The 17,749-nt window shown below is 66.6% G+C and carries 13 protein-coding genes and 2 riboswitches; of the genes, 8 read left to right on the top strand and 5 right to left on the bottom strand.

Annotated elements, in window-relative coordinates; genetic code table 11:
- Positions 1-147: 147 nt before the first annotated feature.
- Genes ACY65G_RS20960 through ACY65G_RS20950 form a run of 3 tightly spaced genes read left to right on the top strand, consistent with a single transcriptional unit; the run spans position 148 to position 2,785 of the window.
- Positions 148-540, top strand: a complete 393-nt coding sequence (locus ACY65G_RS20960) for a GntR family transcriptional regulator (protein ID WP_464999223.1) — start codon at positions 148-150, stop codon at positions 538-540.
- A complete protein-coding gene (locus ACY65G_RS20955) occupies positions 537-1,412 on the top strand; it encodes an ABC transporter ATP-binding protein (protein ID WP_464999222.1) in 876 nt (291 codons plus the stop codon). Before ACY65G_RS20960 ends, ACY65G_RS20955 begins: the two co-directional genes overlap by 4 nt.
- Entirely contained in the window at positions 1,409-2,785 is a 1,377-nt protein-coding gene (locus tag ACY65G_RS20950) for a hypothetical protein (RefSeq protein WP_464999221.1), read from the top strand. The genes ACY65G_RS20955 and ACY65G_RS20950 overlap by 4 nt, the downstream gene beginning before the upstream one ends.
- On the opposite strand, the gene ACY65G_RS20945 is transcribed toward ACY65G_RS20950, so the two are convergent.
- The 4 genes from ACY65G_RS20945 to gcvT all read right to left on the bottom strand — a co-directional run bounded on the left by ACY65G_RS20945 (position 2,786) and on the right by gcvT (position 7,967).
- Entirely contained in the window at positions 2,786-3,166 is a 381-nt protein-coding gene (locus tag ACY65G_RS20945; RefSeq protein WP_464999272.1) for a cupin domain-containing protein, read from the bottom strand.
- A 291-nt stretch (positions 3,167-3,457) separates the two neighbouring features.
- Complete coding sequence (gene gcvP / locus ACY65G_RS20940; protein ID WP_464999220.1) at positions 3,458-6,364, bottom strand: aminomethyl-transferring glycine dehydrogenase; 2,907 nt, start codon at positions 6,362-6,364, stop codon at positions 3,458-3,460.
- A 70-nt stretch (positions 6,365-6,434) separates the two neighbouring features.
- Positions 6,435-6,818: a glycine cleavage system protein GcvH gene (gcvH, locus tag ACY65G_RS20935; RefSeq protein WP_464999219.1), complete on the bottom strand. Its 384-nt coding sequence runs from the start codon at positions 6,816-6,818 to the stop codon at positions 6,435-6,437.
- Between the two features lie 30 nt (positions 6,819-6,848).
- Entirely contained in the window at positions 6,849-7,967 is a 1,119-nt protein-coding gene (gene gcvT, locus ACY65G_RS20930; RefSeq protein WP_464999218.1) for a glycine cleavage system aminomethyltransferase GcvT, read from the bottom strand.
- A 97-nt stretch (positions 7,968-8,064) separates the two neighbouring features.
- Positions 8,065-8,185: riboswitch (glycine riboswitch) on the bottom strand.
- Positions 8,186-8,194: 9 nt separating this feature from the next.
- Positions 8,195-8,282: riboswitch (glycine riboswitch) on the bottom strand.
- Between the two features lie 313 nt (positions 8,283-8,595).
- Here gcvT and ACY65G_RS20925 point away from each other — a divergent pair.
- A complete protein-coding gene (locus ACY65G_RS20925) occupies positions 8,596-9,156 on the top strand; it encodes an ATP-dependent Clp protease proteolytic subunit (protein ID WP_464999217.1) in 561 nt (186 codons plus the stop codon).
- Between the two features lie 159 nt (positions 9,157-9,315).
- Here the strand turns inward: ACY65G_RS20925 and ACY65G_RS20920 are convergent, their stop codons facing one another.
- On the bottom strand, positions 9,316-9,504 hold the full coding sequence (locus ACY65G_RS20920) for a hypothetical protein (protein ID WP_464999216.1): 189 nt from the start codon (positions 9,502-9,504) through the stop codon (positions 9,316-9,318).
- A gap of 360 nt (positions 9,505-9,864) precedes the next feature.
- Between ACY65G_RS20920 and ACY65G_RS20915 the strand changes: the two genes are divergently transcribed.
- From ACY65G_RS20915 to ACY65G_RS20900, 4 genes are all read left to right on the top strand, one after another.
- Positions 9,865-11,835 (top strand): DUF1631 family protein, encoded by a 1,971-nt coding sequence (locus ACY65G_RS20915; RefSeq protein ID WP_464999215.1) that lies wholly within the window; start codon positions 9,865-9,867, stop codon positions 11,833-11,835.
- A gap of 188 nt (positions 11,836-12,023) precedes the next feature.
- Entirely contained in the window at positions 12,024-12,674 is a 651-nt protein-coding gene (locus ACY65G_RS20910; RefSeq protein WP_464999214.1) for a phosphatase PAP2 family protein, read from the top strand.
- A 131-nt stretch (positions 12,675-12,805) separates the two neighbouring features.
- Positions 12,806-16,330 (top strand): chromosome segregation protein SMC, encoded by a 3,525-nt coding sequence (gene smc, locus ACY65G_RS20905; RefSeq protein WP_464999213.1) that lies wholly within the window; start codon positions 12,806-12,808, stop codon positions 16,328-16,330.
- Entirely contained in the window at positions 16,327-17,727 is a 1,401-nt protein-coding gene (locus ACY65G_RS20900) for a cell division protein ZipA C-terminal FtsZ-binding domain-containing protein (RefSeq protein ID WP_464999212.1), read from the top strand. The genes smc and ACY65G_RS20900 overlap by 4 nt, the downstream gene beginning before the upstream one ends.
- The last annotated feature ends 22 nt before the right edge of the window (positions 17,728-17,749 follow it).

Below are 17,749 nucleotides of genomic sequence, written 5' to 3'. Positions count from 1 at the left end.
GCGATGCACTGCTGCCATGCTTTGCCGCCATTATGGCCGGGTTCGGGCGGCACTGCATGGAGCGCTTGACATCGCCAGGTTCGCCGTATACTGTATCAATCAACTAATACAGCTATACAGCTGTCGAGCTCATACCGCGATCAAGCCATGACCGAACATACCGCACAGCTGTTTGCCATCACCACCGGCTCGCCGGAGCCGATCTATCGCCAGCTCATCGAGCAGGTGAAGCGCCTCGCCGCCGCCGGGGTGCTGGCGCCGGGCGACACGCTGCCCTCGGTGCGCGACGTGGCCGCCGCGCTGGCCGTCAATCCGATGACGGTGTCCAAGGCCTGGAACCTGCTGGAAATGGAGGGCGCGCTGGAGCGCATCCGCGGCCAGGGCATGCAGGTGGCACAGCGCAGGGCGGGAGGGCGCAGGGAACGCGAGGCCCTGCTGCGGCCGGCGCTGGAGCGGGCGGCGCGCGAAGCGAGGCAGCTGGAGCTGGACGATCACACGACTCTCGAACTGTTCAAACAAGTCCTGAAGGAAGCAAAATGAACACATCCGTGGTGGCATTGAAGGGGGTAACGCGATCGTTCGGCGGCCGGGCCGTGCTGCGCAGCGTCGACTGGCGGATCGGCCGCGGCGAGGTGATCGGCCTGCTGGGCCGCAACGGCGCCGGCAAGTCGACGCTGATCGAATGCATGCTGGGGCTGCGCGAGACGGAGGCGGGGGACGTCGCCCTGTTCGGCGAGCCCGCCGGCGACCTGTCGGCAGCGGCGCGGGCGCGCATCGGCTACGTGCCGCAGAGGTCAGACCTGTTCGAGTGGCTCACGCCCGACCAGCTGCTGGCCTACTTCCGCACGCTGTACCCGCGCTGGAACGACTACAAGGTGGAAAACCTGCTGGCGCGATGGGGCTTCGACCCGGCCACGCGCGGGCAGCGCATCGGCAAGCTGTCCGTCGGCCAGCAGCAGCGGCTGTCGATCATCCGCGCGCTGGCGCCGGAGCCTGAGTTGCTGGTGCTGGACGAACCCGTCGCCAGCCTCGATCCTGTCGGCCGCCGCGACTTCCTGCGCGAACTGGTCGACGACGTGATCGAGCGCGACACCACGGTGCTGTTCTCGACGCACATCCTGTCGGACCTGGAGCGGATCGCAGTGGACGTGGCATTCCTGAAGGACGGTCGCATCGCGCTGCAGGCACCGCTCGACGACCTGCTGGAAGGGACCCGACGCGTCAGCGGCGATCCGAGGGCGCTGGCCACGCTGCGGCTCGACCAGGAGCTGGGCCGCGTGCGCCACGACAACGGCGCCTTCAGCATCGTGGCGCGGCTGTCCGCGCAGGAATCCGTGCGGCTGCTCTCGTCACCCGGCGTGCGCCTCGACCCGGTATCGCTGGAAGACCTGTTCGAAGAGGTGACGCGATGAATGCCTGGCGCCAGTTGCTGCTGCAGGTCGTGCTGCGCCACCGCGCACAGGGCAGCCTGTGGATCACGTGGAGCCTGCTGGGGGCGTCGCTGCTGCCGCTGGTGGCCGTGCTGGCCGGCTGGGCGCCGCGGGTCGTCGGCGCGACGGCCGCCGGTGCGGCGCTGTCGATCGCGGTCGTGATGTGGTGGGCCATGTACCTGCAGACCGCGATGCGGATGAATACGCCCGCGTCGGCATGCCTGGTGCCGGGCATGCGCCGCCACCTGCTGGCCCTGACCGCGATGCTGTGGCTCGCGGCCAGCCTGCCGCCGGCCCTGCTGTTCGGCATCGCTACTGGCCACCACGGCTATGCGCTGCTGGGCTGCGCCGCCGCGCTGCAGTACATCGCGCTGTGCTGCCGCTATCCGTGGCTGGGATTCCTGTCGTCGTTCGCGTGGCTGGCGACGCGGCTGCCGTGGCCTGCCACCGGCATGCTGGAAACGGTGCTCGCGGCGAGCGAGGCGGCTGTCACGCTGGCCGGCCTGCTGGCGCTTGCGGCACCAGGCTTCCTGGTGCTGCGCCTGCTGTTTCCCAAGGGCGGCGATGCGCATTTCCGGATCGCCGCATGCATGGCGTGCGTGACCGGCAAGCGCAAGGCCGTCCAGCCCGGCGGGGCGGTCGGCGGCCTGTTCCGCATGCTGGACAGTTTTTATCATGCGCGACTGCGCTCACCCGCCCGGCCCGCCACGCGCCTGCTCGATGCGCTGGGCGGCCGTGCCCACTGGAGCCGCGCGGTGGTGATCATCGCGGTACTTACCGCGGGAACGCTGGCCTGGCGCGCGCTGGCGGGGGGCGGCACGATGCGCCCGTTCATACCGCTGCTGCTGGTGTCGATGCTCCTGACGGTCATGAGTCACGTCGACGGCTTGCTGGGCGCCATCGGCAAAACGCAGGGTGAACAGGGCATCCTGCGCCTCGCGCCCGCCGCGCCGCCGGTGCGCGACCTGAACCGGCAACTGGCGCTGGCGCTGCTGCGCCGCTTCGGGTTCGTCTTCGCCGCCTATCTCGTCTGCAGCAGCACCGTGGTGCTGGCGACGGATGTTTCCTGGCGCGCGTGGCTGTGCTGCACGGTCGTGGCACTGGCATTCACGCCACTGCTGCTGCGCGACCATGCGCGCCGGCCCGGCTGGCGCTGGGCGCAATTCGCGGCGGGGCTGCTCATGCTGGTGATGGCGCCGTTGAGCGGCCTGGCCGAATACGGGGCAATCCCGCTGGCAGCGGTGGTCGCCGGCAGTGCCGTGCTGCTGGCCGGTACGGTGATCGCGCTGGTGTTGCGCTGGCGTGGCGCACTGGCCGCGGCGCCGGCCTTCCCGGCCGGGCGCCTGGCCGGGTGATCATTTGGCAGGCGTCGCCAGTGGCTGCCCCTTTTCGACGACGTACACGCCCACCAGCTTCGTCGTGGTGCTGCCCGGGTTGCGCGCATCGTGCACGGTGCCGGCCGGAATGATGATGGCCTCGCCCGCCTTCACGCGCCGCGGTGGCGCGCCGTCGATCAGCAACTCGCCCTCACCCTCGAGGAAGTAGGTGATTTCATCGCCCGGATGGGTATGGCGGCCCGCGGTCGCGCCGGGCGCCAGCTCCACATGCGCGACCACTGCCTCGCGGTTCGGCACCGATACGTCGCCGCGGGTGATCACGGTACGCTTGATACCCGTCGGCTGGGCCAGCGAAACGGCGCAGGGCAGGGCAAACAATACAATAGAAACAGCGGCCATCGTGGCCGCGACATGGCGTCTCATCGGTTCCTCCGTTGTGTGTCGGGTGCACGGGTGTGCAGGACGATGGTACGCCCGGCCGGGCCGCCACTCAACCGCGGCCGCCCGGTGCCGGCGCCACAATTCCTGCTCAGTGCCAGGGAACCACGGCGATCGGCAGGGCGGCTGGACGTGCGGCGGTCCGGATGGCCTGTCGTACGGCAGCGAGAGCGCGACGGTGGACTGGCGGGCCCATGAAAAAACGCCGCCCGCCTGGTGGCGGACGGCGTTTGTCGTGCTGGCCCGAAACGCTTATTCGTAGGCGCTGATCGGGGCGCAGCCGCAGAACAGGTTGCGGTCGCCGTACACGTTGTCGGCGCGGCCGACCGGCGGCCAGTACTTCTGCTTGCGCAGCGACGGCAGCGGGTAGGCGGCCGTTTCGCGGCTGTACTGGCGGTCCCAGTTGTCGGCGATCAGCACCTCGGCCGTGTGGGGCGCGAACTTCAGCGGGTTGTTCGCCTTGTCGAATTCGCCGCTTTCCACCTTGGCGATCTCGCCGCGAATGGCGATCATGGCCTCGATGAAGCGATCCAGCTCGGCCTTGGCTTCCGATTCGGTCGGCTCGATCATCAGCGTGCCCGGCACCGGGAAGCTCATCGTCGGCGCATGGAAGCCGAAGTCCATCAGGCGCTTGGCCACGTCCTCGTTGCTGATGCCCGTGGCGTCCGTCAGCGGGCGCAGGTCGATGATGCACTCGTGCGCCACCAGGCCGTCGTGGCCCGAATACAGCACCGGGTAATGCGGCGCCAGGCGGCGCGCGATGTAGTTCGCGTTCAGGATCGCCGTCTCCGTTGCGGCGGTGAGGCCTTCGGCACCCATCATCGCGATGTACATCCACGAAATCGGCAGGATCGACGCGGAACCATAGGCGGCGGCCGACACGGCGCCGATGCCTTTCTCGTTGCGCTGGTAGCCGGTGGAACGCTGGTTCGGCAGGAATTCCGCCAGGTGCGCGCCCACGCCGATCGGGCCCACGCCCGGTCCGCCGCCGCCGTGCGGGATACAGAAGGTCTTGTGCAGGTTCAGGTGCGACACGTCGCCGCCGAACGCGCCCGGCGCGGCAACGCCGACCAGCGCGTTCATGTTGGCGCCATCGATATACACCTGGCCGCCGTGCGAATGCACGATATCGCACAGTTCCTTGATGCCTTCCTCGAACACGCCGTGCGTGGAAGGGTAGGTGACCATCACGCAGGCCAGGTTCTTGCTGTGCTGCTCGGCCTTGGCCTTCAGGTCGGCCAGGTCGACGTTGCCGTTCTCGTCGCAGGCGGTGACGACCACGCGCATGTCGACCATGCTGGCCGACGCCGGGTTGGTGCCGTGGGCCGACGACGGAATCAGGCAGATGTTGCGATGGCCTTCGCCGCGCGACTGGTGGTATTTCTGGATCACCAGCAGGCCGGCATATTCGCCCTGCGAACCGGCGTTCGGCTGCAGCGACACGGCGGCATAGCCCGTCACGGCGCACAGCATTTCTTCCAGCTGGCCGATCATTTCGCGGTAGCCCACGGTCTGGTCTTCCGGCGCGAACGGGTGGATGTTCGAGAACTCGGGCCAGGTGACCGGGATCATTTCGCTGGTGGCGTTCAGCTTCATCGTGCACGAACCCAGCGGGATCATCGTGCGGTCCAGGGCGAGATCCTTGTCGGCCAGCGAGCGCAGGTAGCGCAGCATCTCGGTTTCGCTGTGGTAGCGGTTGAAGACCGGGTGCGTGAGGTAGCCGCTCGAACGTGCCAGTTCCGCGGGGAAGGCATCGTCGGTCTTTTCTTCGATCGCGGCGAAGTCCGGTGCCGCCGGCGCATCGCCATTTTCCTTCCCTGCGCCGCTGGAGAACACCGACCACAGCGCGGCCAGCGTATCGCGGTCGGCCGTTTCATCCAGCGACACGCCCACGTGGCGCGCATCGATGCGGCGCAGGTTGATGCCGTTGGCGACGGCGGCTTCGTGCAGCGCTTCGGCGCGGTCGGTGGCGATCGTCAGCGTGTCGAAGAACGTACGGTTCGTGACCTTGTAGCCGAGCGTGCGCAGGCTGTCGGCCAGGATGCCGGTGTAGCGGTGCACGCGGGTGGCGATCTGCGCCAGGCCTTGCGGGCCATGGTAGACGGCATACATCGACGCGATCACGGCCAGCAGCACCTGCGCGGTGCAGATGTTCGACGTGGCCTTTTCGCGGCGGATGTGCTGTTCGCGGGTCTGCAGGGCCAGGCGATAGGCCTTGTTGCCCTGCTGGTCGATGGTGACACCCACCAGGCGGCCCGGCATCGAGCGCTTGTATTCGTCGCGGGTGGCCATGTAGCCGGCGTGCGGGCCGCCGAAGCCCAGCGGCACGCCGAAGCGCTGGCTGTTGCCGACCACGACATCCGCGCCCCATTCGCCCGGCGGCGTGAGCAGCGTCAGCGCCAGCAGGTCGGCCGCCACGACGATCATCGCGCCGGTGGCTTTCACTTTCTCGACGTCGGCGCGGTAGTCGCGCACGGAACCGTCGACACCCGGGTATTGCAGCAGCACGCCGAAAGCGTCCGTCACGCCGGCCAGTTCGGCCGGGTCGAACGTGCGCACCTCGATGCCCAGCGGCTCGGCGCGCGTGGCGATCACTTCCAGCGTTTGCGGCAGCACGTCGCTGGCCACGTAGAACGCCTTCGACTTCGACTTGCCGACGCGCTGGATGAGCGTCATCGCCTCGGCGGCCGACGTGCCTTCGTCCAGCATCGATGCGTTGGCGATGCCCATGCCGGTCAGGTCGGTGATCGCCTGCTGGAAGTTCAGGATCGCTTCCAGGCGGCCCTGCGAGATCTCCGGCTGGTATGGCGTGTAGGCCGTGTACCAGGCAGGGTTTTCAAAGATGTTGCGCAGCACCACGCCCGGCGTGAACGTGCCGTAGTAACCCTGGCCGATCAGCGATTTCACGACCTTGTTTTTCGACGCGATGCCTTTCAGCCTCGCCAGTGCGGCCTGCTCCGGCAGCGGCTCGGCGAACTGGCCGAGGGGCAGGGCGGCGCGGTTGCGGATATTTTCCGGAACGATCGCATCGATCAGCGCGGCGCGCGTTGCATAGCCGAGCGTGTCGAGCATCTGCTGCTGTTCGGTGGCGTCCGGGCCGATGTGGCGGGCAATGAAGGCGTCGCGGGCTTCGAGTGTGGTCAGGCTGGTACGGGTCATGAAGGATCTCTTGGGCCAAGAAGGGGTGGGCCAATGCGGGCCGGCACTGTGCCGGCCCGGTACTGCGGAATTAAGATGCGGTGTTCTTGCCGTACGCGTCGGCGTCCAGCAGGGCGTCGATGGCGCCGGCGTCGGCCGGCTTCATCTTGAACAGCCAGGCGTCATAGGCGTTGGCGTTGATCGATTCCGGCGAGCCGGCAACCGCGTCGTTGACGGCGGTGATCTCGCCCGACACCGGAGCATAGATGTCGGAGGCGGCCTTCACCGATTCCACCACGGCGGCATCGTCGCCGGCCGTGTAGCTGTTGCCGACCTTCGGCAGCTCGACGAACACGATGTCGCCCAGCGCGTCCTGCGCGAATTCCGTGATGCCGACGGTGATGGTGCCGTCGTCTTCCTTGCGGATCCACTCGTGGGACTCGGTGTACTTCAGCTCTGCGGGGATGTTGCTCATGTGTGCTCCAGATTGGTTGTGTTGTTGGGGTCAGGCGGCGAGGATTTTACCGTTCCGCACGAAAGGCAGTTTGACCACGGAGGCGGCCAGCTTCTTGTCGCGGATTTCCACGTGCACGGTATCGCCCACCTGCACGCCCATCGGCACGCGCGCCAGCGCGATCGCCTGCTGCATCGTGGGGCTGAAGGTGCCGGACGTGATCTCGCCCGTGGTGCCGTCGGCGGCGATGACTTTCTGGTGCGCGCGCAGCACGCCGCCTTTTTCGCGCAGGATCAGGCCCACGAACTGGGCGTTCTGGCCCTTGGCCTGCAGGGCGGCCTTGCCGACGAAATCGCGCTCGGAGACCAGGTCGATCGTCCATGCCAGGCCCGCGTCCAGCGGGTTCACGGTGTCGTCCATGTCCTGGCCGTACAGGTTCATGCCGGCTTCCAGGCGCAGCGTATCGCGCGCACCGAGGCCGGCCGGCTTCACGCCCGCCGCGGCCAGCGCATTCCACAGCGCCGTGGCTTGCGTGGCGGCTACGCCGATCTCGAATCCGTCTTCGCCCGTGTAGCCGGTGCGCGCCACCATCGCTTCGCCGAACCCGGTGTCCTTGACGATGGCCACGTTGAACGGCTTCATGTCGGCCGTGGCGTCCTTCGCCTGCGGGATCAGTTCCCACACCTTGGCGCGGGCGTTCGGGCCCTGCACGGCGATCAGGGCCATGGCATTGTCCCCGTCACGGCGCTGGGTGATGGTCACACCGGCATTCCATTCGTCGCTCCTCGCCTGCATCCACGCCACGTCCTTCTCGGCGGTGCCGGCGTTCACGACCAGGCGGAACCAGTCCTCGCTGAAGAAATAGACGATCAGGTCGTCGATCACGCCGCCTTCGGGGTTCAGCATGCACGAGTAGAGCGCCTTGCCGGAGACCTGCAGCTTGTCGACGTTATTGGCCAGCAAGCGGCGCAGAAAGCCGCGTACGTCGTTGCCTTCGATGTCGACGACGCACATATGCGCCACGTCGAACATGCCGGCGTCGCTGCGCACGGCATGGTGTTCCTCGATCTGCGAACCGTAGTTGACGGGCATGTCCCAGCCGCCGAAATCGACCATGCGGGCGCCGAGGGCGCGGTGGGCTGCGTTGAGGGGAGTGGCTTTGAGCGTCATGGGGCCTCGGACTTCGGTTGGGGTTAACAGCACAACAGCCACGCATTACTGAACGCATAGGCACGGAAGAAGCGGACAGCACTTTTCCACTGTTGTTCGTTACCCCTCTGTCCTCGGTACCTGAGAGATAGCGGTTCGATGGTTCGACTCCGCACGCCCCTTCGGTGGGCAAGCTTACCGGTTACCGTATAAGCGTGCCGCTCTCCAGAGTTTCGGCCGCCGTTGGCGACCCCTGACCGGTCCTTGTTGCCTGAGAGTTTTTGGGTGATGCCCCTTCGGCGGCAGCGTTGCGCTGCGCTCTCCCGGTCGAGGATCGGGACTATAAGTTAAGTATTAGGGGGTGTCAATGTGGCAGGGTTCCGAAAGCGCCTGGCCTCTACACGTGCAGGGTGCCCTCGGCATTGGCTGCGGCAACAACCCGTCGTTGCTACCATGGCGCAACGAAAGCATGCAGCCCCAAGTAAGACCCAATGCGAATTTGCGTGCGGGAGCCGCTGGCAATCTTGCGCTATCGCAGAGCTATGTGACTGTTGGAAACCCCCAGCCACACCGCCCGCGCCCGGTCGTGCGGCCAAAAAACGATGCCCGCGCTAGAATGGCGAACACCGTTCTTTGAGGGTAAAAAAACATGAGCGAGGATAAGCAAAAACTCGATGGCGCCGCCTGGTTTACGTTGTCGGGGGATGTCAACAGCGATATGGTGCACCGCGTGTTCGAAGCGGTAGCGGACATGACGGAAGATGGCGTGGAGACCGCCCATATCCTGCTGCAGTCGAACGGCGGCTATGTCAGCGATGGCCTATGCCTGTACAACTACCTGTCGAACCTGCCGATCAGGATCGTGATGTACAACGGCGGCGCGGTAGCGTCGATCGCGGTGATCCTGTTCCTGTCGGGCCAGGAGCGCTACGCCAGCGAAACGGGGCGGTTCATGGTGCACAAGTCGCACGCCAGCGCGCCGTCCGGCGCCCGGCCGGATGCGCTGCGGATCATCGTCGAAGGCCTGCAGGCCGACGATGCGCGGACGGAATCGATCCTGCGCCAGCATGTGCATTTGTCCGATGAGCACTGGCTCGTGCATGCCCATGCCGACCTGCACCTGACCGCGAGCGATGCGGCGAAGGTGGGGCTGGTGAACGAAGTGCGCAACTTCCGTCCGCCGAAGGGCAAGCGCGTGACAAATATTTGATGCGGAACCTCTGGCATTTCATACAGAGCTTCTAGAACGCGACAGCAGTGCGCACGGGCATGGCATGGCAAAAGAGCTTGGAATGGCGCTACCTTTCCAAGCCCTTCTCATGATGAGGCATCCGAATGGCAATGCCCAGTGCCGGCCTTGCGGCAGGGATTACTTTTTCGAGCTCGACTTCTTCTTGTCGTTCTTGTGGCTTTGACGGCCGGCTTCCGCATGCTGCTCCGGCGTGCCGCCCTGGGTGCCGCCGGATTTGGAGCCCTGGCTGGCGGACTGTTTCGAGCTGCTCGAGGAGGAGGAGGAGGATCCCTGCTTGTTGCCACCGCTTTTCTGATTCGAAGCCATTTTGCTTTCCTTTCAATGGAGTGGGGAACACGGGCCGGAGGCGCAGTTGAAAATTCTCGGAAACCGGTTGCGTTGCGTGCACCATGGTTTCCCGAATGCGTTTCCGGTGGTGAAATAATGCGTTTTTGATCAGCTGCCGGATATCAGAGTTTACCGTTAGCCCCTGTAGGACAAGGCCTTGCAGCGCCAGCATAAAGCTCGACAATACAAGGACTTGCGAGCTCTTCAGTAACGTTTCGCGGCAATCGATGCGCAAATCCGACGGTCTTCCTGGCCCGCTATTGCCTCGGGGAAAGTATGTGGCACAATGGCGGCTTGGATCTCACTGCTGGCGCCATGCTCACTCCCGACCATTCCTCGATGCCACCGCGAGCCGCGAGCCCGCGGCACGCGGTTCTGGAGCAATTGCTTGCGATCGTGCTGCGGCAGGTGGGCGCGGGGTTCATGGTATTTCGTACGGAGCTCAAGGCGCGCCTGACGGTATCGGCTGCCCGGCCGGGGGCGGGCGCGGGCGACTGCATGCATGCTGTCAGCCTGCTGCGCGAGCGCCATCATGTCCTGCTGCCTCTCGTTACCGGTTCGCTCGAACGGACGTTGCGCGAAGAACTCGTCCGCGTGGCGCCGCAGCCCCCAGGGGCGGGCCAACCGCTGGCGCTGGTTCCTTACGAGGAGATGGACCAGCGTGTCGCGCTCGGCGCCATTGCCCGGCCCTTCGATGCGGCACATGCCGATGCGCTCGCGATACTCGGTGTCCGCCTGGCCCGCCTGTTCGATCGCCGCGCATTGCGCACCAATCCGTTCCGGCCGGAGGTCTTGATCGCGGCGCTGCGCCAGGCGTGGACGGAATTCGATGGCGAAGCGGGTAGTGCCGTGATCCTGCCGCTGGTACAGGCCGGGTGCTTCCATGACCTGGCCGGCATCTATGCGGCCATGAATGCCGCGCTGGAGCGTCACGGCGTGGCGCCCCGGCAGGACAGCCGGGAGCGGACGCACGATGCCCGGCGCGAAGTGCTGGTGGCAAGCCGGCTGCGGCAAATTTTCGCACTGCCTGACGAGGGAGAAGGGCCAGGCGGTGGCGCCGTCGGCGCGATCAGTCCGCACGTGCTGGAATGGCTGGCAACCTTGCCCCGGGCCGGTGGCGCGAACCGCGTAGCGCTCCCGTCGCGCAAGCACGATGTGCCGCGGGGCATGCTGTCGCGCGCCGAAGAGGGCGCGATCGACCTGGTGGGCGCCGTATTCGATACCGTATCGGACGATCACGCGATTTCCATGGAAAGCCGCGAGCTGCTGCAATTGCTGCAGCTGCCCACGCTGAAGGCGGCCCTGGCCGACAGGGATTTCTTCTTCCAGGCCGACCATCCCGCGCGCAGGCTGCTGGAAATGCTGTCGCACATGGGCTGGGAGCGCACGTTGCGTGGCGAAGTCCGGCGCGACGATCGGCAGTTCCAATCCATGCGGCGCAGCGTGGACCGTGCCGCGCGCGCGGACGACGAGGCCACGGCGGCGTTCGCACAGGCCGTGCGCGAGCTGGAAGCGGCGCTGAAGGTGGAGGAGGCGGAAGCCGCCGCCGCGATCGCCGGCCCGGTGGCCGCCGCGCTGAAGCAGGAGCGGGCGGTCGCGGCCCGCCGCGCGGCCCGCGACGCGGTGGCGCTGCGTGTCGGCACGGGCGACGTCGTGGCCGTGGTCGAAGCGTTCCTGGAAAACAAATGGGCCGATGTGCTGACGGTGGCCTACGGCGTGGACGACGACAGGCCGGGCGCCGTTCGCCACGCCACGCAAGCGATGGACGACCTGCTGTGGAGCGTGCGGCCGAAACCCGGCGCTGGCGAACGCAAGGCGCTGGTCGCCAGGCTTCCCGGCCTGCTGTCGACCCTGAACCGGTGGCTCGATGTGATCCGGTGGCAGGGCGAAGACCGGCTGCGCTTCTTTGCCGAGCTGGCCGAGTGCCATGCCTCGATCGTGCGCGCGCCGCTGGACATGCCCGCCGCGCGGCGCATCGAACTTGCCGTGCAGGCCACGCAACTGGCCGCCGAGCGCCGCGCTTCCCAATCCGCGCAACCGGCGCCCGCGGTGCCGGAGGACGAACTCGCCAGCCTGGAACGCGGCACGTGGTTCGACTTCGCGGAGGAGGGCGACTCGCGCAAGGTGAAGCTGGCCTGGATCAGTCCACTGCGCACGCTGTTCATCTTTTCCAATGGCGCACGCGAAGAAGCGTTTTCGCTGCCGGCGCAGGCGCTGCTCGACCGGCTGCGCGCAGGCACGGCGACGGTACTGCAGGCGGAGGGCGTTGTCATGCGTGCGCTGTCGCGGGCGCTTGCCGTTAATGACTAGGCCAGGGGACACGCCGCCTGAGCCGCGTGCCAGTACCGCGCACATCTCCGTTCCTTAAGAGGATGTTAATCAACCATCATTAGGGTGTCATCCTCTGGTGCACAGTCGCGGCACTCCGCTATAATTGCCATACGGAAAAATTTTGGCAGATCAGCCCGGAAGATGGGCCACGATAAGGATTCGAACGGATGATGATGTTGTTCTGGATGGCGCTATCGGCGCTGGGCAGCATGAGTGTGACGGGCCCACTGGGCATCGCCGTGGCCGTTTGGCTGCTGGCGGGCCGCACGTGGCGTCTGTCGCTGTCGTGGTGTCTGCTCTTCGGTATCGGCATGCTGCTCGTCGTCGTCACCAAGGTCGCATGGTATGCCTGGGGCATCGGCATTCCGGAATGGAAGTTCGCCGGGCTGTCCGGCCATGCCATGCGCGCCTGCGCCGTCTATCCGGTGGTGTTCTACCTGATGTTCCTGAAGGCGCGGCCGCCTGTCCGGCATGCGGCCATGGCCGCCGGCACGCTGCTGGCCGTGCTGGTCAGCGTTTCCCGCTTGCCCGTGCAGGCCCATTCGCTGTCCGAAGTCGTGCTGGGCGGCGCCGTGGGGCTGATGGTGGCTGCGGCCTTTGTCATGGTGGCGCGCAGCGAGCGGCCGGTGGTCGTTGGCCGTTTGCTGGTGGCGCTGTGCGTGCCGTTGGTACTCGTGATGCCGTTCACGAAGCAAGTGCCGGCCGAACAGTGGGTGCGGCAGGTAGCCACGTACTTTTCCGGCAAGGAGCCGGTCAAGCGCACGTGGAAACTGGCGCCGGACCCCATCCGGGTGCAAAGGGCGGCGCTGGCGATCTGACGCATGGCTCCGGTGCAGTAGCGTTCTGCTAATGCGATTTTGTCCAGACCCGTTACGCGCGATGGTATGATAACCATCCTTGCAACCAGCCTGCCGGGCCAAGAACAGTCGGGCACAGAACATTTTCCTACGTGCGTCTATCATCCATTAAATTGTCGGGATTTAAGTCGTTTGTCGATCCCACCAATTTCCAGGTGCCGGGGCAGCTGGTAGGCGTGGTGGGGCCGAACGGCTGCGGCAAGTCGAACATCATCGACGCCGTGCGCTGGGTGCTGGGCGAATCCAAGGCGTCCGAACTGCGTGGCGAGTCGATGCAGGATGTGATCTTCAACGGTTCCACGCACCGCAAGCCGGCCGGGCGCGCCTCCGTCGAACTGGTGTTCGACAACCACGAAGGCAAGGCATCCGGCCAGTGGGGCCAGTATGCCGAAATCGCCGTCAAGCGCACGCTGACCCGCGACGGCACTTCCACCTACTACATCAACGGCCAGCCGGTGCGCCGGCGCGACATCCAGGACATCTTCCTCGGCACCGGTCTCGGGCCGCGCGCCTATGCGATCATCGGCCAGGGCATGATCGCCCGCATCATCGAATCGCGGCCTGAAGAACTGCGTGTGTTCCTCGAGGAAGCCGCCGGCGTGTCGAAATACAAGGAGCGCCGGCGGGAAACGGAAAACCGGCTGCACGACACGCGCGACAACCTGCTGCGCGTGGAAGACATCCTGCGCGAACTGACCGGCAACCTGGAAAAGCTCGAAGGCCAGGCGGCCATCGCCACCCGTTTCCACCAGCTGCAGGCGGAGCAGGATGAAAAGCAGAAGCTGCTCTGGCTGCTGCGCCGCAACGAGGCGCAAGCCGAGCAGGCGCGCTGGTTCGCCGAGATGCTGCAGGCGCAGACCGACCTGGAACGCGATACCGCGCAATTGCGCAACGTGGAGCTGACGCTGGAGCAGATGCGTCAGGCCCACTTCGCCGCGGGCGACCGCCTGCACACGGCCCAGGGCGCCTTGTACCAGACCAACACCGAGATCGGCAGCCTGGAAGCGCAGATCAAGTTCGTCGTCGAGTCGCGCACCCGGCTGCAGCAGCAGATCGCCACGCTGGCGGCGCAGCGCGACCAGTGGCAGCAACAGGCGGAGGAATACCGCGGCCAGGTCGAGGAGGCGGAATACAACCTCGAGGAACTGGCCGCGAAGGTCGAGGAATCGCGCATGCTGGCCGAGCAGAAGGCCGACATGCTGCCGCTGCTGGAAGCCGAGTGGCGCGCAGGGCAGGAAAAAGCCACCGAATCGCGCGCCGGCATCATGCAGCTGCAGCAGCGGCTGGAGCTGGAATCGGCGCAGCAGCGCAACGCGTCGAACATCCTTTCCGGGCTGGCCACGCGGCGCGAGCGCCTGCAGCAGGAAAGGAACGCCCTGGCGATTCCCGATGCGTCGCACCTGGAAAACCTGCGCTACCAGCTCGAGGAAAAACAGCAGGCGCTGGAAGAAGTGGGCATGCAGCTCGAGGAAGCGGTGGCGCAGCAGCCGCGCCTCGAAGAAGAACGGCGCGCCGCGCAGGCCGCCGTGCAGGCCGAAACGGCCACCAGCGCGCAGCTCGAAGCGCGCCTGGGCGCGCTGCGCCAGCTGCAGGAGCGCGTGCAAACGCAAGGCAAGGTCACCCCCTGGCTGCAAAAGCACGGCCTCGACGGGTTGCCGCGCCTGTGGCAGCAGCTGGCCATCGAAACGGGCTGGGAAGCGGCCGTGGAATCGGTGCTGCGCGAGCGTGCCGGGGCGCTGCAGGTGTCGAACCTGGACTGGGCGAAGCATTTCATCGGCGACGCGCCGCCGGCCAAGCTGGCCCTGTTTGCGCCGGTCACCGCGGCGCCGGCTGCCCCCGCGCCGGTGGGCTTCAAGCCGCTGCTCGACCTGCTGAAACTGAACGACCCCGGCCTGCGCGGCGTGCTGCAGGACTGGCTGCACAACGTGTTCGTGGCGGAGGATACGGCGCAGGCGTTTTCCAACCGCGCCCACCTGCCGGCCGGCGCCTGCTTCGTCACGCGCCAGGGCCACATGGTCACGCAGTCGAGCGTGCGCTTCCACGCCGCCGATTCCGAGCAGGAAGGCATGCTGGGCCGCCAGCAGGAAATCGACAACATCGGCAAGCAGCTGCGTGCGCAGGCCATGCTGGCCGACGAGGCGCGGGCCCGGGCCGTGCGCGCCGAAGCAGCCGTCTCGCAGCATGCGCGCGTGGTGGCCGAGCTGCGGCAGAAGAATGGCGCGCTGACCACGTCCGCGCATGCCTTGCAGCTGGAGGTGCTGAAACTGTCGGAAGCCGAGGCGCGCCTTGCCCAGCGCAGCACGCAGATCGGCGCCGACCTCGCCGAGATCGCCGCGCAGGAAGCGGAGCAGATGGGGGCGAAGCTGGAGTCGGAAGAAAAATTCGAGCAGCTCGACATGGAACTGGCCGAGCTGCAGGGCGCGCACGAGGAAGGGCAGGAAGGCTTCCTGCGCACCGAAGCGCGGCTGGCCGATGCCCGCGAGGCGCTGCGCGACCTGGAGCGGCGTGCCCAGGAAACGGCATTCGCCGAAAAGTCCGCGCGCCACCGCATCGATGAACTGCGCCGCAACATCGCCACCGCCACCACGCAGATGGCGCAGGTAGCCGAGAGCCTGCGCGCCGGCGAACTCGAACTGGCCGGCCTGGAGGCGGGCAGCGCGCATGAAGGCTTGCAGGAACTGCTCGACCGCCGTTCCCAGCAGGAACGCGCGCTGGCCGATGCGCGCCATGAGCTGGACCAGGTCGCCCAGCAGTTGCGCCATGCCGAGGAAACGCGCATGACCGGCGAACGCAGCCTGCAGCCGCAGCGCGACCGCATCACGGAGATGCAATTGAAGGAACAGGCCGCGCGCCTGAACCAGGAACAGTTTGCCCAGCAGTTGGCCGAAGTGCAGGCGGACGAGCAGGCATTGGCCGCGAAGCTGCAGCCGGAGATGAAGGCGCAGTACCTGCAGGCCGAGGTGACCCGGCTGACCAATGCGATCGCCGCGCTGGGCGCCGTCAACCTGGCCGCGCTCGACGAACTGGCGCAGGCGTCCGAGCGCAAGAACTACCTGGATGCGCAAAACCGCGACCTGGTCGAAGCGATCGGCACGCTGGAAGACGCGATCCAGAAGATCGACAAGGAAACACGCGAGCTGTTGCAGGAAACGTTCGACAAGGTCAACGGACACTTTTCGGAACTGTTCCCGATCCTGTTCGGCGGCGGACAGGCTAAACTGACCATGACGGGCGACGAGATCCTCGACTCCGGCGTGCAGGTCATGGCGCAGCCGCCGGGCAAGAAGAACGCGACGATCCACCTGCTGTCCGGCGGCGAAAAGGCGCTGACGGCAACGGCACTCGTGTTTTCCATGTTCCGCCTGAACCCGGCGCCGTTCTGCCTGCTCGACGAAGTCGACGCACCGCTGGACGACGCCAACACGGAACGTTTCTGCAGGATGGTGAAACGCATGTCCGACCAGACCCAATTCCTCTTCATCTCGCACAACAAGATCGCGATGGAGATGGCCACTCAACTGATCGGTGTGACGATGCAGGAGCAGGGCGTATCGCGCATCGTGGCGGTGGATATGGAAGCCGCCGCCAACTTCGCTACCGAGGCACAAGCAGCATGACAGATTTTCAGACCAGTTTGATCGCAGCTGCCGGCGTGTTCGTCGCCGGCGTATTCGTCTACAACAAGTGGCAGGAGCACAAGGCCAAGAAGAGCGTGGAACGCGCCTTCGCGTCCGAGCACGACGATGTGCTGATGCGCACCGAGGAGCCGGGCTTCGACACGACGATCGACGAACCCGTCATCCACGTTCCCGCCGACACCACCACTGCGCGCGCGGAGCCGAGCTTCACGCTGGGCGACCTGCCGATGGTCGATGCCGGCTCCGGCGCCTATGGCAAGCCGCCGCACGAAGACACGGTGGCCCCGAGCCTGGTGGCGGACGACGTGCAGCATGCCGCTCCGGCGTCTGCTGCGCCTTCTGCACCCGCACCCGTTGCCCCCTCCGCGGACGCCGATGAACCGGTAGTGCCGGTGGCTGCGGCACCTGCCGCCGAATCGTCGGCAACGCCGGGCGTCGCGGCGGACGTGCTGCCATCCGCCGTCGCCCCGGCCTCGGCGCCTGTCACGGCCTCTGCGTCCGCTCCGGCCGCAGCTCCCGCGCCCGCCGCCGCAGCGGCCGCGCCGGTTCCACCCGCGGCGGCGATGGCGCCGTCCGAACAAGCCACGGCGTTCGTCGATCCGCTGATCGACTGCCTGCTGCCGCTGGAAATGGCGGTACCGATGCGCGGCGAGAAGCTGCTGCCGGCACTGCAGAAGCTGCGCCTGGTGGGCAACAAACCGGTGCACTACGTGGGCCTGGCGGTATCCGGCGACTGGGAACCGGTCCGGCACGGCATCGTCTACACGAAGCTGCAAGGCGGCGTGCAGCTGGCCAGCCGCACCACGGCGTTGAACGAGCTTGAATATTCCGAACTGGTGACGCGCCTGCGCACGGTGGCCGACGAGATCGGCGCCGAGCCGCAGATTCCGGACATGATCGAGGTGATGGCCGAAGCGCGCAACCTGCATCGCTTCGTGGCCGCGCACGATGCGCAGCTGGGTGTGAACCTGGCCGCCAACGGCGCGCCGTGGGACGTGACCACGCTCGTCGGCGCGCTGGAAAAGCAGGGCTTCGACCTGCGGCCCGATGGCCGCTTCGTGAAGGGCGACGGCGAGGGCGGCCAGCTGTTCACACTGTCCACCAACGTCACGCCGGCCGAGGAAACCACCGCGCGCCTGACGCTGCTGCTGGACGTGCCCTGCGTGGCCCCGGCCCGCGATGGCTTCGGCGCCATGATCGCCTGCGCCCGCTCGCTGGTGCAGCGCCTGGATGCGATCATCGTCGACGACTACAACCAGCCGCTGTCCGATGCGTCGATCGCCGAGATCGCCGGGCAGGTGAAGGAATTCTATGCGGACATGGAAGCGTCCGACATTCCGGCCGGCTCCACGCGCGCGCTGCGCCTGTTCAATTGAGCTAACCACCTGATTTTGCACA

The sequence above is a fragment of the Pseudoduganella sp. jia 12 genome, assembly GCF_055502675.1.
Note: the sequence above shows the minus strand (reverse complement) of the source record. Positions and strands in the feature narration are given on the sequence as shown.